A 17,021-nucleotide genomic window follows, 5' to 3' on the forward strand; every position below is an offset into this window, starting at 1 on the left:
ACAAGACGAAAGCAAAAGTTAATTTCCCGTTGAATGTATGGGCCTGTGCCAAGCGGAAGAAGACAAGTAGGTTGGCAAACTTACCTGCCTTTGACGATGGTGGCTGGCGTTTTTCATTTTCACGGCCTTATGCCAGTTGCAGCCAAGCCAACAGGGACACAGCCGCAAAAAGAGCGCCGGCTAGCAGTTTGACCAGCAGGTCATTCCTGCGGTATTGCCTGAAGGCAGCATGCACGTCAGGAGTATCGAGGTCAAAAAGCAGTCTGCTTTGGTAGATGTATTCCGCTCTACTAAACTGCTTTTGCCTATAGGCGCTATAAAAGGCCTTTTTCCATTGCGTGACCGTCTCCGCCTGAATGGGGGCCGCACTCATCCAAACATCCGCGTCGCTTGCCAAGGCATTGCTGCCTTGCTCCCTTACAGGTGCCTGCCTCCACAATCCCCCTCTTCTCACCAGAAAACCCTTGGTGGCCCTAGTCGCGCAAACGTGCCCCGGCAAGGCGGGCGCAATTGGGTATTGGTCTTCACCAGTAATGTGGGCTACCAATAGGCTTCTCTTATTTCCCCTGATACGCTGAACTGAACTGACGTTGGCTACATCGCTGGTTTCGGCTAATGCGCTCTCACGCGAAACGCTCTTCGATTTTTTTTCCACCATGGCTGACAAGTAATTTAGGGGTTTTTACGAGACACTTCAATAAAAGATATAACTATTTTTATATTTAATTATCTAAGTTTATGTTATTTTGCACCGAAATGAAACGGAATGATATACGCCTAGCCTGGAATGAGCCTGTTCCAGCATCTGTGGATTCTCTTCCTCCCTTGTTGTAGTAGGGCTGTTTCATTCTCTTTTATTCTGTCATCCTGCAAGGACCTTGGTTGCTGGGAGGATAGCTTAACCTCCCAGCAACCAAGGTCCTTAACAAAATGACTAATGTTTTTTCAATTTTTATCAGAATGAAACGACCCTGCTTGTTGTAGAAGCTGTAAACAGGTGGTATAGTTACCTAATTTTGAGAGTGAGCATTTTTGCTGAACATTTCTTTTGTCACAGAGCCACCTTGCACCTCTTTGCATTAAGTCTTTTTATGAATATTTCCATTTCAATATATTTATATTGAAGGCTGAAAACAGACGTCATATGACCTTAAGTTGGAACGAGATAAAGGACAGAGCAGCCAAGTTTGCCAGAGAGTGGGAAAAAACTGAAAAAGAGGAAGTGGAGGCCAAGCGGATGGAGTACCTGTTTTAGCTGTATGAAAAGTACACGGCAGGTTTATTTGCAAAAGAGAAGGCAAAGAAAAAGACTGGTAAAAAGACAGCTGTTGATGCAGACTGCTAAACTATACTTTACCGGGGTTCTGCCTTAGTCGCTAAAATCAGGTAACGAACAAAAATAGCTGCCCTACCCATTATGCCTGGGTTGGGCAGCTAAACTTTATACTTGTTAAAAACAAGCCTACTTAGTCGTTCAGGTCGCGCGAAACTGTACTGATGTTGTTGTTAGCATCAATTACAATGTCGTACTCATGGCAGCTATCCATTTGAACAGTTTCTACAAGTTCAGTTTTACCTAGTGTTATAGTGAATGTTACTAGCCCCTTGGCATAACTCCTTGAGTCAGAACTTGTGTTAGGCATCACGTTGTTTATGTTTTCTGTGTTACCGTTAGAAGTTTTGATCTGCACGCTGACTTCTGCGCTTCCACGGTTTATTACCTTGGCGCGCGGGTTTTCGCCATCACACTTGTCGCAACTGCTCATGCCTGCCACGAACATAATTGCAACTACCATTGTCAATAAGAATCTTAATGCTTTCATGATTGTTTTTTTTGATTGCCCTACTCGTGCGGCTTTTCGGTTACGCCTTACTCTCTTTTTTAAGTCTCATTGCTGTGAGCACCGGCCACAAAGTAATGTAAAAGGATAATCGTAATCAAATCGTCACACCTCCCTTGGCTTACTATTGAATAAGTGCAATATTTTACATTGCAATCACCTTAATCAGTATCTCCAGCAATAGAGACTCCAAATATAGTTTAATTTTAATATTAAACAACAGTAGGTGTATTTAATATTTTAGTGCAATTGAGAGCACACTCAAGAAGCCAGCCGCTGGCGCACCACAAGCGCAGTTACGCTTGAACATCCGCAAGAGAAAACAAAGAAAAGGATGGCTGACCTCGTAGAATGAAGAAGGTTGATAATATAAGGAGGGCACACATCTGCCGAGTATTTTACTGGCAGTTGCTTATAAACTGTGCGCATTTTGTCACGTATTTCTCTTGCGCAAAACAAAAAAGCGCTGTAAGTTGCTCACCTACAGCGCTTTATGCATTAATTTTAGTACCAGGAGCGGGAATCGAACCCGCACGAGCTTGCGCTCACAAGATTTTAAGTCTTGCGTGTCTACCAGTTCCACCATCCCGGCAACACTTCAGATCGACATCTGAAGGAGTCTTCGCAAAAAAACAAAGACGTTGTTATTAGACAACGTCTCCTGTTCGTATTTTGCTGAGCGGGAGACGGGATTCGAACCCGCGGCCTCGACCTTGGCAAGGTCGCGCTCTACCAACTGAGCTACTCCCGCTTTTGTTATTACCAAACCGCCGTAGTGATTTAGTGATGCAAAGATATAGACAAAATCTGACTTGTCAATAGGCTGGTGTAAATTTTTCCTCCTTTTTCAGCTTTACAGCTGATTTTCAGGCAGAAAATTTTCAATATTTTTTTGCATTGCCTGCTGCAACACCTGCTAAACGCCAGAACAAAGGCCCAAAGTATACTTTATACTTCCTACAGCCTATACTATAGAGCCCTAACGAACAGCTTCCTGCGTCTTGTCCTGCATCAGTAGCTTCAATTCGTTTAGCTTTAGCAGTGCTTCCACCGGGGTAATGGTGTTTATATCCAGCTGCTCCATCAGCTCTCTGGCACGTTCCAGCTGCGGGTTGCTTGGCTCAAACATGCTTAGCTGGAAGTTATTCTTCGGAGCCGTTTTCATGCGTTGCTTCGGCGCGTGCTCCGATACCTTTTCTTTTTCCAGGTGGTGCATGATCTCGTCGGCACGCAGCACTACGCTGTTTGGCATGCCGGCCATCTGGGCTACATGTATACCAAAGCTGTGCTCGCTGCCGCCTGCCACCAGTTTACGCATAAACAGTATCTTCCCTCCTGCCTCTTTTACCGATACGTTGTAGTTCTTTACTCTCGGAAAATCCTCAGCCAGTTGGTTAAGCTCGTGGTAATGCGTGGCAAAAAGCGTTTTGGCTTTATACTTTGGATGGTTGTGCAGGTGCTCTACAATAGCCCAGGCAATGGAAATACCGTCGTAGGTGCTCGTACCACGTCCGATCTCGTCCATCAACACCAGGCTGCGGTCTGAGAGGTTGTTCAGTATACTTGCCGTCTCGGTCATCTCCACCATAAACGTAGATTCGCCTTTAGACAGGTTATCCGATGCGCCCACGCGGGTAAAGATCTTATCGATGATGCCTATACTTGCCGCCTCCGCAGGCACGAAGCAACCGATCTGCGCCATCAGCACGATCAAAGCTGTCTGGCGCAGCAAAGCACTTTTACCGGCCATGTTCGGGCCTGTAATGATGATCACCTGCTGTTCCTCGTTGTCCAGGAAGATATCGTTTGGTACGTAAGCCTCTCCTAGCGGCAACTGTTTTTCAATTACCGGGTGACGGCCTTTTTTTATGTCGAGCACATGGCTATCGTTTACTGCCGGCTTCACATAATTATTGGCCAGGGCTATGCTTGCGAAAGAGCTCAGGCAGTCGATCACACCGATAACCTTTGCATTTTGCTGTACCTGTGCCACATAATCCAGGGCGTGTAGCACCAGTTCGTTATACAAGCCAAATTCTATAGCATAGATACGATCCTCTGCGTTCAGTATCTTTTCTTCGTAGGTCTTTAATTCCTCAGTAATATAACGCTCTGCGTTTACCAGCGTCTGCTTCCTAATCCAGGAGGTGGGCACTTTGTCTTTGTGCGCGTTGCTCACCTCCAGGTAATAGCCAAAAACTTTGTTATAGGCTATTTTAAGCGAGCTTATACCGGTGTTCCTTATCTCGCGCTGCTGCACCTGTGCCAGGTAATCTTTGCCTGAGAAAGCTATGGCTCTCAGCTCATCCAGTTCCGCATGTACGCCATCGTTTATCATATTGCCCTGGTTGGTGAGCATCGGCGGCTCTGGCTTCAGCACGTTCTTTATTTCCTCACGTAGGCCATCGCATGGCGCCAGCTGGGCAGCCAGTTTTTGTAAGGCCGGAATATCGCTTAGCGCCAAAGCCTTCTGTATCGGCACAATCGCATCCAGTGCTTTGGAAAGCTGCATCAGCTCCCGAGGATTTACTCTGCGCACAGCCACTTTAGAAATAAGGCGCTCCAGGTCATTTATCTGCTTCAGGTGCTGTGTTAGCTCTTGTAGCAGGTCTTGATGTTTTGTAAGTGCTTCAACTGTATCTAAACGGCGACGGATCTGCGCCACGTCCTTTAGCGGCAGCACTACCCACTTCTTCAGCAGGCGGGCACCCATTGGGGTTACCGTCTGGTCCAGTACCTGGATCAGTGGCACGCCCTCCTGGTGCTGTGGAAAAACAAGCTCCAGATTACGCACGGTAAACCTATCAAGCCAAACATACTTATCTTCCTCTAATCTGGAGATAGTGGAGATATGGCTGATTTCGTTGTGATGCGTTTCGGCGAGGTAATGCAGTATGGCTCCTGCCGAGATGATGCCTTCGGCCATTCCTTCTATACCGAACCCCTTTAGCGAGGCTGTTCCAAACTGGCGGGTTAATCCGTCATAAGCGTAATCATACTTAAATACCCATTCATCCAGCGCATAGTACCTGAAATCGGGTCCGAAGCTTTCGGTAAAGGTTTCTTTTTCACGCTTGCAGAACAGTACTTCCGATGGTGCCAGGCTTTGCAGCAGCTTGCCAACATAGTTCTTATCGCCCTGCGCCGTAATAAATTCGCCAGTAGACACATCCAGGAAAGACACACCCGTTTCGGTTTTGCCGAAATGCACAGCCGCTAGGTAGTTGTTGCTCCGGCGCTCCAGCACCTGGTCGTTAAACGACACGCCCGGTGTTACCAATTCGGTTACGCCGCGCTTTACAATACCTTTTACTGTTTTCGGATCTTCTAATTGGTCGCAGATGGCCACGCGCTCGCCGGCACGCACCAGTTTGGGCAGGTAGGTGTCGAGGGAGTGGTGCGGAAAACCAGCCAACGCTATTTCAGACGAAGAGCCGGCTCCGCGTTTTGTCAGTACGATGTCCAGTATCTTACTAGCCTTTACAGCGTCTTCGCCGAAGGTTTCGTAAAAATCGCCTACCCTAAATAGCAGTAGTGCCCCCGGATGCTTTGCTTTGATGGCGTTGTACTGCTTCATCAAAGGGGTTACTGTGCCTTCTCCTTTCATACCTTGTTATGGTTAAATGGCTGCATGGTTAAATTGGTTGATACTGGTATATCAATCATTTAATTTAAAGCTGATTCTATACTTTATACTTGTTCGGGAATGGGATTAACCCACCCCTACCCCTCCCTTAAAAGAGGGCCCCGACCCCCAGGGGAATTTATACTTTACGTGCTCTATGCATGCACTTTCGGACTTCCTAGTCCGAAAGCTATCTGCCGGGGACTTCCTAGTCCCCATGTTCCTGTTAACGCGGATTAGGAAATCCGCTTCAGTTGTCGTTTCGGATTAAGAAATCCGAAACAGCTGCTACTATACTTTCTTCCCAGTCTAACAATTTAACCATCCAACAATTCAGCAATTAACAACCAGCAATCAACTTGCCTTTTGCCAAAATCAGCCTGACCTTTGCAGTATAGCTGACAGGAGTCATTTATCTTTTGTCAAAAAATCTTTTGTCTAAGAAACAATGCGTAAACTTTCGATGGATGACCTCAATCGCGACTCGGTTGAAGAATTCAAAAATAAGAAAAAAATACCGTTAGTCTTGGTGCTCGATAATGTTCGTAGCCTGAATAATGTGGGGTCTGTTTTTCGTACCGCCGATGCCTTTATGGCTGAGAAAGTATACCTCTGTGGTATTACCGGCACCCCACCCCACCGCGACATCGAAAAAACTGCTTTGGGCGCTACGGAATCTGTAGCCTGGGAGCATGTGCCGGATACTTTAGAACTGGTAAAAAAACTGCAGGCCGATGGTTACAAAGTATGCTCTGTGGAGCAGGCCGAGAACAGTACGATGCTAAATGAGTTTAAGCCGGAGCCGGGGCAGCACTATGCCTTTGTGCTGGGTAACGAGGTTTTTGGCGTGGAGCAGGAAGTGGTAAGCGCCTCTGATGTAATACTGGAAATACCGCAGTTTGGCACCAAGCATTCGCTTAACATCTCTGTGGCAACCGGCGTGGTCGTCTGGGATTTCCTGAGCAAAACAATCGCCTCGCAGGATTAACTAAAGTATAAACTCAAAGTATAACAAGTATAGCTGGCGCTGTCTTTATAAAGCAGGCTGGCTATACTTTTCTCTTTTTAAAACAAGTATAACCCTTACTTGTTGCCTTCTTATCTGATCCGGCAAAGCCCTGTAGTTTTCCACAGTACTAAACCCTGCTGTCTTTTTATAGTCTTGTATATAAGGCTTTTGCAAAAAAGGCGTGTTTTATACTTTGCTTCAAAGCCTTGGTTGCTACAAATCAATGTTTAAACTGATGTTAGAAGCTTAATTACTCAAGCACTACACTTTACTATGAAAAACCACTTATTACGCATATTACTTTTTGCCATAACCTTTACCTTAGCATACCCTTTATCCGCACAACAAGCACAACCTGCCTCTACCCGCGGCAAAATAAGCGGAAAACTAGTAGAAGTCGACTCTAAAGCGCCTGTTGGCTTCGCTAACGTAGTTTTATTAACAGCAAAAGACTCCAGTCTGGTAACCGGCGCCACCACTGATATAGAGGGTGTGTTTATACTTGAGCGTATTCCGGCAGGGCAGTTTATACTTCGCGCCTCTATGGTTGGCTACCCAACCCGCTTTATTCCTAATATCAATATTACGGCTGATAAGCCTGAAGCCAACCTGGGTAACATTACGCTTAGTGCTGCCTCTACCAAACTGGCTGAGGTACAGGTGGTAGCCGAAAGGCAACTGGTAGAGTTTGAACTGGACAAGCGCGTGGTAAACGTAAGCCAGGATATTAACGCGGAAAGCGGCTCTGTGGCCGAAGTGATGCAGAACCTACCCTCAGTTACCGTAGACATTGACGGCAACGTAAGTATGCGCGGCAGCTCCAATGTAACCATATTGATTGATGGCAAACGCTCTGCCCTCTCTAACCTGACCCTGGACCAGATTCCGGCCAACCTGATCGAAAGTATAGAACTAATCACCAACCCATCGTCAAAGTATAACCCGGAAGGTACATCAGGCATTATCAACCTGGTTCTAAAAAAAGAAAAAACACCCGGCTTTAACGGATCTGCCTCGGTTACCGCAGGCACCTATGATAACTACAACTCCTCGCTTAACCTGAACTACAGGTATAACAAATGGTCTCTGACTACAGGCTACGATTTTAGGCAGCGTACCAGGCCGGGCTTTAACAACAGCACCACCACTAACTTTTACTTTGATGAAGCTGGCCTGCAGGACAGTACCAGCTATCGCTTGCAGGATGGTAAACGCAACAGCAAGGACATCTCTCACAGCTTCCGGTTCGGGGCTGATTACTACCTTACGCCAAAGCATACTTTATCGGCTTCGGGTATTTACAGGTTTGGCAAAGACACCGGCAACAACAGCATTTTTTACCGGTTTCTGGATGAAAACCAGCGGTTGGCAAGCACCAGCATCCGAAACACTGATGAGGTAGAAGACGAAAAAGCCATGGACGTTACCCTGGGTTACCGCCAGACCTTCGACAAAAAAGGCCAGGAACTAACGGCTGATTTTGTGTACAACACCAATATAGACGATGAGATAAGCAACTTCAGAGAAACAGAAGGACTGGAAGGCAGACTTACAGAAGTACAGCAGACATTGGTAGACGATGGCAACAGAGAAATTATAGCCAAAGCAGACTATGTGCATCCTATCTCGGAAAACAGCCGTTTTGAGGCCGGTTTGAGAACCTCTTTTGAACGCCTGGATGATGACTCACGCTTTTTCGATCTGAACAATGAAACCGGCCAACTGGAGTATAACATCAACCAGAGCAATCATTTTGTGTTCGATCAGCATATTTACTCATTATACTCTAACTACAGCAACAAGTATAAATCCGTTAGCTACCAGGTGGGTGCGCGCGCCGAGCAAACAGTTACCAAATCAGACCAGCGAACACAAAATATTAAAGACGATAACAGTTACTTCAGCCTGTTCCCGACGGTATTTGTCACACAGGATATCAATGACGACAACAAAGTGCAGTTTAGTTACAGCCGTCGCATAAACAGGCCGCGCAGCCGCTTTCTGAACCCCTTTGTAGACAGATCGGACAGGTTTAACACACGCTACGGTAATCCAAACCTGAATCCTGAGTTTGTGAACTCGCTTGAACTGGGATACCTGAGATATTGGGGAGAAGCCTCTGTAAACGCCACTTTGTTTTACCGCCACACCATGGATGAGATCGAGCGTTTCCGGATGCCCACTACTGTAATTGTAGATGGGGAGGCTGTACCCGGCACAGAAACAACATTTCTTAACATATCCGACAACAGGTCGTATGGCGCTGAGCTTGGCTATAATTACCCGGCTACAAAATGGTGGCGTTTAAACGGAAGCGTATCGGCCTTCAGAACACAGCTAAGCACCACCCAGGGCGATACCGAGCTGAGCAATGCCCAGTTTAGCTGGAACTCCAAACTTACTTCTACCATGACAGTCTGGAAAGACCTCGACATTCAACTTTCCGGCTTTTACCGTGCTCCAACGGCTGACATACAAGGGCGCATGGAGCAGATGTTCAGCACCGATCTGGCCATGAAGAAAGACGTGCTTAAAAAGAATGCCACTGTTTCGCTGCGTGTGTCAGATGTGTTTAACACGCGTCAGTTCAACTTCCTGAGCTATGGCCCCAACTTCAGGACAGAGTCTGAGAACCGCCGCCAGAGCCGCATCATTTACTTAGGCTTTACTTACCGCATCAACAGCGATGATAATAACCGTAACCGCCGCCGCGACCAGAACGACCGGGACAGTGGCGGGGATGACGACGACTTTTAATTTTTACCTGTTTTCTATTTTGAGTCGGTCGGGCACTTTGTCCGGCTGCTTTTTTTATGGGCCAACCACATCAAAGTATAAAAAGTATAAAGCTATTATCCGGATTTCCGTTATACTTACCGTACATTAAACTCTGAGTTTATAATTTGCCATGAGTCAACAAGCCAATAACCACTATCCAATAATAGACCTGCATTGCGACCTGCTGGTATATTTAACAGATGTCCCAGGGTCTAAAATCGACAACGTGCTTGAAATTGGCTGTGCCCTGCCGTCGCTCACAGAAGGCAACGTAAAATTGCAGGTTATGGCTATCTACTCGGCTACTGCACCGGGCAGCACCAACTATGCGGCCCTACAGCGCGACATGTATGAGCTATTGGCAAAAGATCCTGCCAATAATTTACACAACATTGCCACAGCAAAACAGTTACAGCAGGCACTTCAGGATAAGGACGGCATTGGCATGGTAGCAGCTATAGAGAACGCATCAGGCTTTTGCGAAGAAGACGAACCTTTAGAAGATGGCTTTAAGAAACTAGAGAAGATCATTGAAGCTTGCGGCCGTATCCTGTACATCAGCATGACACACAACGATGCCAACCGTTTTGGCGGCGGTAACTTTTCAGACAAAGGCATTACCCGCGACGGCCAGATGCTACTCGATTACATACATGGACGCCAGATTGCCATAGACCTGGCCCACACCAGCGATGCCCTGGCCCACGACATACTCACACACATAGACAAAGAGCGCCTGGATGTGCCGGTTATTGCCAGCCACTCCAACTTCAGGGCGGTATGGGACCATCGCAGGAACCTACCCAATGAGTTTGCCCAGGAGGTAATCCGCCGCAATGGGTTAATAGGTATGAATTTTCTGCGTGCCTTCCTGAACACAGATGACCCAGAGGCTCTGATACACCATATTATGTATGGACTGGACCTGGGCGCACAGGATGCCTTGTGTTTTGGAGCCGACTATTTTTATTTTGCAGACAGCCCAGCCCTGGATCGCTTTCCCTATTACTTTAAAGAGCACGAACAAGCCGGCACCAGCTATAACTTTATACTTGAGAGGCTACAAAACACTGTACCCCAGGAGCAACTGTCTAAACTGGCTTACCACAATGCACAGCAGTTTATAGAGCGTATCTGGCAGATTAAGTAACCTCTGCCTAGAGTTTAGCTGAGCGTAACTGATGGCTAAGTATGGCAGCAGTTTTCAACTGCTTTGCTTTGCAAAAGCAAGGGCTGTAGTGGCTGAGGCTATTCTTTATACTTTGGCAATTGATGATTACGCATGATGATTAACACACCCCTGCCCCTCTCTTTTTCGAGGGCCCCTACCCCCAGAGGGGAATTCACAAAGTATAAATCTTACAAAGTATACTTTCCTGCTCACGCAGAAAGCCTTTTCAAACTGGCAGCATGGTCAGCCACATATATGCTACCGCTAAACTCGCGGGAGAAAAAGATTTTTCAGAGGTGTTGTTATGCCCTGCTCGTTTACTTAAAGGTTAAGATGCGTTTTTGGTTATACACTTCTTCTGCTACTCTAACTTTTAAGGCCTTAAATCATCCCTCCACTAAAAATACATCTAATTAAACGTTACAAAAGCTATCAATTTGCACTTAATGTTGCTCCTTAGGAAACTAAACTATCTGTAAAGAGTACAATAAATTAAAGCACCGCATGATTTAAGTCATAACTTGGCTGGTCTTAATAAATGGCATTACAATTTTACACTTTTCGGAATTGCACTAATGCCCTTATATTCAGATACTAGCCCTAATAATATATAGAGAGATAGCCATAAGCCACTATTCTCCGTATACGCACTAACTATACCTGTACAAACACGTACAGGCAGCATAACAGACGTTGTACCCACAAAGGCCAGCCTATGGACGCACAGGAATATTCGCCGATTTACGTACAGATTAATGAACTGTACATTGACACCGTAGTAATAGATGATACCGAGTTTATTACACTGTGGTGCTTTACTGTGCTGAATGATGAGTACAAGTTTATTTATATGGGATGCGACTTTACGCAGTTTAACCAGATGCTGATCGCTGCCGGAGAAAAGGGCAAAGAAATAGCCCTGCACATGGCTGACGTGCTCAACAAACCTTACGAAACCCCTACCATAATCCCTATAAAAGAGCAGTTTGACGAGTACCTGGAGCTTACTGGCCACGACATTATTGTGTATGAGCCAATGGCCGTGGAAGATGACCTTGAAGAGTTTGAGGACGAGGACGACATGGACATTGAGCAGTTCTTTAACGGCCGCCAGAACAAAACCCAGCAACGTTACCTTATTTACCAGTTAGACAAACTCTATCCTTCTAAAGTATTTGAGCCTAAAAAAGCATCGCAGGAAGACCTGGCGGAGTGCTTTGAAGACGACTCACTGGAGATGGCCCAGCTATACTTTGATTACCTGAACGCAGTAGAAAACGGGTATTCTGAGTGCGAAGCCCGCCAGGTGGCCGGGCTTGAGCGCGACCTGTTCTTCAGGATGGCACGAAAAGCGTCTGAACTCTGGGGCTAACTGCTATACTTTCTTTTACAGTGTAGCATTTTCCTGCACCGAGTCCGCAGTATATAAATCGTTCAGCTTTTCCTGCAAGTGCGTTAAAATCGAATTCAACCAGTCTCTTGTTACCTGATCGTCTGCTTTTTCCAGGGCTTCTTTGTAGCGTGTTAATTGCATTTGGTGTGTGCTTGCTATAAAAGCCTTGTAGCGGGCATTAAACTCTTCTCCTTCCAATTGCTTAAACTCTTTTACCAATTTACTATCAGCGCCGGTCAGGCTATCCGGCAAGTGTAAAGTAGCATGTTGGCGGGTTATACTTTTTAGTTGCTGCAACGCTTTGCTATGAAATTTAACAGCTTTTTCGCCTAGTGCTTTTATACTTTCCGGCTCGCCTTTTTCCATAGCCAACTGCCCTATCTCGGTTTGAAGCATGTTGCTGCTGGCTGCGTAATCCCAGAAAGCCGGGTCGTTTTTAAGCGTGCGCTGCGAAGTTAAGGTAGTGGTTTCATTACTGGAATTACCAGATGGACTATCGCAGGAAAGTACCAGCAAAAACAATAAACCAATAGCCAGGGAGAGTAGCTTATCTATAAACATGGGTGTAAGTACAAGTATAAAGTATAGCTACCTATACTCTACCTACACCTGCCTTGGTTTTGCCTAAATCAAGATTCCTTTAAAAATGCAGCTCTACCTTTACAGCCTGCTATAAATTAAAATCCATGGCTAAAAAGTATATGCTTTCCGCACCACTGTCAGGTTACTGTTTCTACCTTGTTCTGCTATAACGTGGGCTGGCTTAGGATCTTTTAGCAGTTGCTCTGGCAAACCTATACTTTGGTCGTAGAGATACAGCGTGAGGGGCGCATCTTCTTTTAAACGAACTTCCAGGTGCACCTCTTTGCTTAGAGGCAAGCCATGCATCAGGACATAGTATACTTTGCCTTGTTTTGCATCTATTGGTTCTAATTGTAACGACTCGCCGGCAAGGTTTATACTTTTGATGTCTTCCGGAGTTTCAGGTTGCAGAACAATTTCGAAATGAGCTGCATTACGCTGCGAAGCCATGCGCAAACGCAACAAGCGTTCACCTCCGGCAACAGAGTCAGTTAGCACTTCTGCCACCGGAGCCGCTACAGGCAAAACCTCCGCTTCGCTTTTAAGGTAATTCAGCCTGGCATGCGGATAGATTTCGGAAAGAGGTGCTTGTGTTGTTTCTTTAAAAAACTGCTTGTTCCAATCGTCAGTGGTCTTGTAATAAGATGCCCAGTAGGCTTTACTGCTATCAGTATCCACATAATAGCTTACATGGCTGTGCAAGGGCTGTTGTGCCGATGGCTTTTCGTTTTGCAGGGAAAGTATAAGCACCAGGCCACCTGCCAGTAAAAGCACCAAAGGCAACACTGGCCAACGCCCCCACCTGAAACTGTGCTCTACCAGGTATAACAAGGGCAGCAAAGAGCCCAGCAGCAACACAAATAAAGCCAAAGGGCCCACCGGCAACTGCAGACTAAAAGCTATAAACACCACATGCACAATTGGCATAAGTATAAAAATTGCAGGCAGTGCCGCTACCAGTAAGATCAGCGCAAACTTTAGGTTTAACTGAGGTAACTCATGCAAGTTGGTTAAAAGTATGACCAACACTCCTGCCAGGCTAAACAGCAACGGAAACATCAGCAAGTAAGTAGCACTTGGAATTGTAAAGTAGATAAGGGCTACAAGGATAAACTGAAGTATAAACACACCCATCACCAATGCCAACAGTTGCAACCAACGCAGAGCCAGCCATGCCAGCAGTAGAAAAACACCCAGCGCCAACAGCAGGTAAGCTATAAAAAAGCCATTCGTACTATAAACGCCATTCATGTTATGCGTAACAGGCAGCATTTGCTGTACAAGGGTGTTTACCGGCACAAACAAACCTACTGTTATCAGCAACATCACTGTAAATGCTACAAAACTGATGAGTACCTGTGCTATGGTAAAACCTCGTTTTCTTACTCCCAGCACCAGCGTTACGATCAAAAGCAATGTGGTTATACTTACCCAAAGTATGTTTAAGCCTTGCGGGTAATTTACTACCCAGCCGTTTACTGCATTAAAGAAAACTGTATCCGGGGCTTTGGTTTGCTCCAGGGATGTGTTCCCGAAATGCTTTAAGAGCGCCAGCAGGTTGCTGCCATGCTGTTGCACCGTTTCCAGGCTCAGGTTTTCTGGTGAGTCGGTTGCTTTGTGGTAGTGTACAAACCCATCAATAAAAGCTGAGTTGAGTCCGCTGTAGCCGGCATCTTTAAACACCGTAAAGTCGGTATCGTTGGGCATGCGGCTATAAATTTCGTAGGCCAGTGAGCTCAGGAAAGGGTATGGCGCGTGTTCGATGTATTGCTTTGCCACCCAGCCGTTTTCCGGACTCAGTTCAAAGGTCATACTTGGGCCTTCGGTGCCACGGCCTTCCAGGTTAAGTACAAGTCCCACCTCTTTTGCCCATGGATGTTTCAAGAAAGCCTTTGCTCCGTACAGGCCATACTCTTCGCCATCGGTAAACAATACGATAATGTCATGCTGCAAAGGTCTTTCCTGCTTCAGGGCACGTACCGTTTCAAGTATTGCTGCCACCCCTGCGCCATCGTCGCCGGCGCCGCGCGCGTTGGGCTGCGAGTCGTAGTGCGCCATTACGAGTATGGCTTTGCCGGAATTTCCGTTACCTTTTAATCTACCAACCAGGTTGTACACATAGCCTACTCCTATACCATTAACAGCAGTTGCTTCCTGCACTTCGGGGTTTAAGCCCAATTCCTGCATTTGTTGCAACAGGTATTCCTGTAGTTCGGCGTGTGCGGCGGTGCCCATGGCATGGGGTTCTTTAGCTATCTCCTGCACATATACCATGGCCCGCTCCGCCGAGAACTCAATTGCAGGCACGCTGCCAGACTTGGCTTTTGGAGGCATAAGCAAGTATACACTCAGCCAGGCAAGGGTGACCAGGGCTAAAAGTATAAAAAGAGCAATTGGGCGGTGGCGGTACTGCATAGGTAACTGAGTTACAGTTTATATATTACTGTCCTAATATAGTGAATATTTGTCTTATTTGAGTTGAGGGAGGGGTTGTTGCTTTTGGATATCTTTGTCCGAAACCTATTGTGCTGGGGACAACATCGTCCCTGTTTCTGCCATATTGTGCAAAAACACACCCCTACCCCTCTCAAGAGGGGAATCTCTGCCTCTGCTTTAGCTACAGTATAAGTTTCATAGTCACGCCTCCATGTGGACAGGTCGCGACCTGCCCCTACGAATTAATTCTATACTTTCTTTCCAGATGCAGAAGCCGCTAGCTAAGAAGTGTCGATCCCAGTCCTTGGGTGGGGGAAGGGGGCCTCGACAAAGAGCGCCTCGAGAGGTTCCGGTGACGAGCGCCAGCGAGGCAGCACGAGGAACGAGTGCAGGAAGCGAAAGCAGCGCGATGCCCGAGGACGAGGCCTCCCGGCCTGAGGGCACCAAAAGCCAAAGGTGAAAGTATGAGCAGGTAAGACTGAGGAATAAAGCCAACTAGATAGAAATGCAGGAATAAAACAAAACAGAATGAGCACCTGTAGTATCTTCTCCCTCACTTGTTTTTAGGGGAAGGACCAAGGTGGAAAACAAAAACAGGCAGCACCTTTTGCAGATGCTGCCTGTTGCCGTAAATATCAAATTAATTACAGAATCTCTGTTTTCTCAGCATCCAATACCTCGTTCTGGCGCAGATGTACCGGGGTTGTTTTCTTGCGCAGGCGCATATTCAGCATCTCTACCAATAAAGAGAAAAACATGGCAAAGTAAATGTAGCCTTTTGGTATGTGCTGGTGCAGCGCCTCTACTACCAGCATAAAGCCAATTAGCAGCAGGAACGAAAGTGCCAGCATTTTAACTGTTGGGTGCTTGTTCACGAAATCGCTTACATACTTGGCGAAGATCAGCATGATGATCATAGCCAGAATAACCGCAATGATCATGACGAGTACTTCCTGAGCCAAACCCACAGCTGTAAGTATAGAGTCGAAAGAGAAAACGATGTCGATGAGCACGATCTGTATCAATACCCTGCTCATAGAGGCATACACCTTGCCTCCTTCGTGGGTCTCTTCCTCGCCTTCCAGCTTGTTGTGTATCTCGGTAACAGACTTAGCCAGCAGAAACAAACCACCTACAAAAAGTATGATATCGCGCCACGACACGGCAAAGTCGCCATCAGTAAACGGCAGGTCGATAGTGAAGAGCGGCTTGCTGGCACCTATAATCCAGGTAAGGAACATCAGCAGGATAATCCTGAAAACCAAAGCCAGCATCAAACCAATGTTACGACCTTTTGCCTGCTGCTCTTTCGGCAATCTGCTTACGATTATCGATATAAATACAATGTTGTCTATACCCAACACCACTTCCATAAAGGTTAGTGTCAGTAAGCTTATCCAGGTGTCCGGATTCGCGAATATTTCCATAGTTTATGTATTAAATTGTTTAATGGTTGAATTGTTAAATTGTTGTTTCTGCCTTGGTGATACGGTTGTTTAACCCTTTGCTCATACGTATTGCGAAGGAGCAAGTGTAGCAGTCTGTAAGCCAGAAAGTTTGACTTACACCTGTTGCTTCTTAAAGAATACAACAATTTAACAATCTAACAATTTAGTAATTCATGTCTAACTCTTCATGTTCACGAACTGTAGTGGCATGCCTATTTCTTCTGTGTTGCCGCGCAGCAGGGCTATTACATCCTGCAAGTCGTCTATTTTTTTGCCGGTAACGCGAATGGTATCATCCATAATAGCTGCCGATACTTTCAGCTTGCTGTCTTTGATGATCTTCATGATCTTTTTGGACGTGTCTTTCTCAATGCCGGCTTTTACTTTGATATCTTTTTTCATCATGGCACCGCTTTGGTACGCCTCTTTAGAGAAATCCAGCGCCGTGGCGTCTAATCCCTGCTTTACCATCTTGCTGATCAGCACATCCTCTGTATGCTGCACCCGCATATCGTTCTCCATGGTAATGTTTACCACGTTGTCTTTCTTGTTATATTCCAGCGAGCCTTTGGTGTCGCGGAAATCGTAGCGGTTCATGATCTCTTTGCGGGCAACGTTTACGGCGTTGTCCATGGTTTGCGGGTCTACTTTGCTTACAATATCAAAAGATGCCATAGTTTTTTAGCCTTATACTTTAAAAATTGATTTTACTATATTAAGCCGACAAAGTTATCTTTT

The 17,021-nt window shown here is 46.2% G+C and carries 11 protein-coding genes and 2 tRNA genes; 4 read left to right on the forward strand and 9 right to left on the reverse strand.

All coding sequences use genetic code 11. The features are described from left to right. Nucleotides 1-127: 127 nt before the first annotated feature. The 5 genes from K0O23_RS02355 to mutS form a co-directional block, all read right to left on the reverse strand. Nucleotides 128-658, reverse strand: coding sequence for a hypothetical protein (locus tag K0O23_RS02355; protein WP_219875791.1), 531 nt, complete (start codon nt 656-658; stop codon nt 128-130). Between the two features lie 808 nt (nt 659-1,466). Next, complete coding sequence (locus K0O23_RS02360; RefSeq protein WP_219875792.1) at nt 1,467-1,823, reverse strand: hypothetical protein; 357 nt, start codon at nt 1,821-1,823, stop codon at nt 1,467-1,469. Nucleotides 1,824-2,349: 526 nt separating this feature from the next. Continuing rightward, nucleotides 2,350-2,433: transfer RNA gene (locus K0O23_RS02365), tRNA-Leu, on the reverse strand. 86 nt (nt 2,434-2,519) lie between these two features. Then, a tRNA-Gly gene (locus K0O23_RS02370) sits at nt 2,520-2,592 on the reverse strand. Between the two features lie 228 nt (nt 2,593-2,820). Continuing rightward, nucleotides 2,821-5,448, reverse strand: coding sequence for a DNA mismatch repair protein MutS (mutS, locus tag K0O23_RS02375; protein ID WP_219875793.1), 2,628 nt, complete (start codon nt 5,446-5,448; stop codon nt 2,821-2,823). Nucleotides 5,449-5,929: 481 nt separating this feature from the next. Between mutS and K0O23_RS02380 the strand changes: the two genes are divergently transcribed. From K0O23_RS02380 to K0O23_RS02395, 4 genes are all read left to right on the forward strand, one after another. After that, nucleotides 5,930-6,454 carry an RNA methyltransferase gene (locus tag K0O23_RS02380; RefSeq protein WP_246596891.1) on the forward strand — a complete coding sequence of 175 codons (525 nt, stop codon included), beginning with the start codon at nt 5,930-5,932 and terminating at the stop codon, nt 6,452-6,454. A 294-nt stretch (nt 6,455-6,748) separates the two neighbouring features. Continuing rightward, entirely contained in the window at nt 6,749-9,232 is a 2,484-nt protein-coding gene (locus K0O23_RS02385; protein ID WP_219875795.1) for an outer membrane beta-barrel family protein, read from the forward strand. 151 nt (nt 9,233-9,383) lie between these two features. Beyond that, nucleotides 9,384-10,403 carry a dipeptidase gene (locus tag K0O23_RS02390; RefSeq protein ID WP_219875796.1) on the forward strand — a complete coding sequence of 340 codons (1,020 nt, stop codon included), beginning with the start codon at nt 9,384-9,386 and terminating at the stop codon, nt 10,401-10,403. 736 nt (nt 10,404-11,139) lie between these two features. Next, nucleotides 11,140-11,796 carry a hypothetical protein gene (locus tag K0O23_RS02395; RefSeq protein WP_219875797.1) on the forward strand — a complete coding sequence of 219 codons (657 nt, stop codon included), beginning with the start codon at nt 11,140-11,142 and terminating at the stop codon, nt 11,794-11,796. Nucleotides 11,797-11,811: 15 nt separating this feature from the next. Here K0O23_RS02395 and K0O23_RS02400 read toward each other — a convergent pair whose 3' ends face one another. From K0O23_RS02400 to K0O23_RS02415, 4 genes are all read right to left on the reverse strand, one after another. Further along, on the reverse strand, nt 11,812-12,378 hold the full coding sequence (locus K0O23_RS02400; RefSeq protein WP_219875798.1) for a DUF4142 domain-containing protein: 567 nt from the start codon (nt 12,376-12,378) through the stop codon (nt 11,812-11,814). A 129-nt stretch (nt 12,379-12,507) separates the two neighbouring features. Beyond that, the gene (locus tag K0O23_RS02405; RefSeq protein WP_219875799.1) at nt 12,508-14,814 is read right to left on the reverse strand and encodes a M20/M25/M40 family metallo-hydrolase; all 2,307 of its coding nucleotides are present in this window, start codon (nt 14,812-14,814) and stop codon (nt 12,508-12,510) included. A 665-nt stretch (nt 14,815-15,479) separates the two neighbouring features. Then, on the reverse strand, nt 15,480-16,262 hold the full coding sequence (locus K0O23_RS02410; RefSeq protein WP_219875800.1) for a TerC family protein: 783 nt from the start codon (nt 16,260-16,262) through the stop codon (nt 15,480-15,482). Between the two features lie 198 nt (nt 16,263-16,460). Then, complete coding sequence (locus K0O23_RS02415) at nt 16,461-16,958, reverse strand: YajQ family cyclic di-GMP-binding protein (RefSeq protein ID WP_219875801.1); 498 nt, start codon at nt 16,956-16,958, stop codon at nt 16,461-16,463. Nucleotides 16,959-17,021 lie beyond the last annotated feature (63 nt).

The sequence above is a fragment of the Pontibacter aydingkolensis genome (assembly GCF_019443125.1).
Classification (GTDB): Bacteria; Bacteroidota; Bacteroidia; order Cytophagales; family Hymenobacteraceae; genus Pontibacter; species Pontibacter aydingkolensis.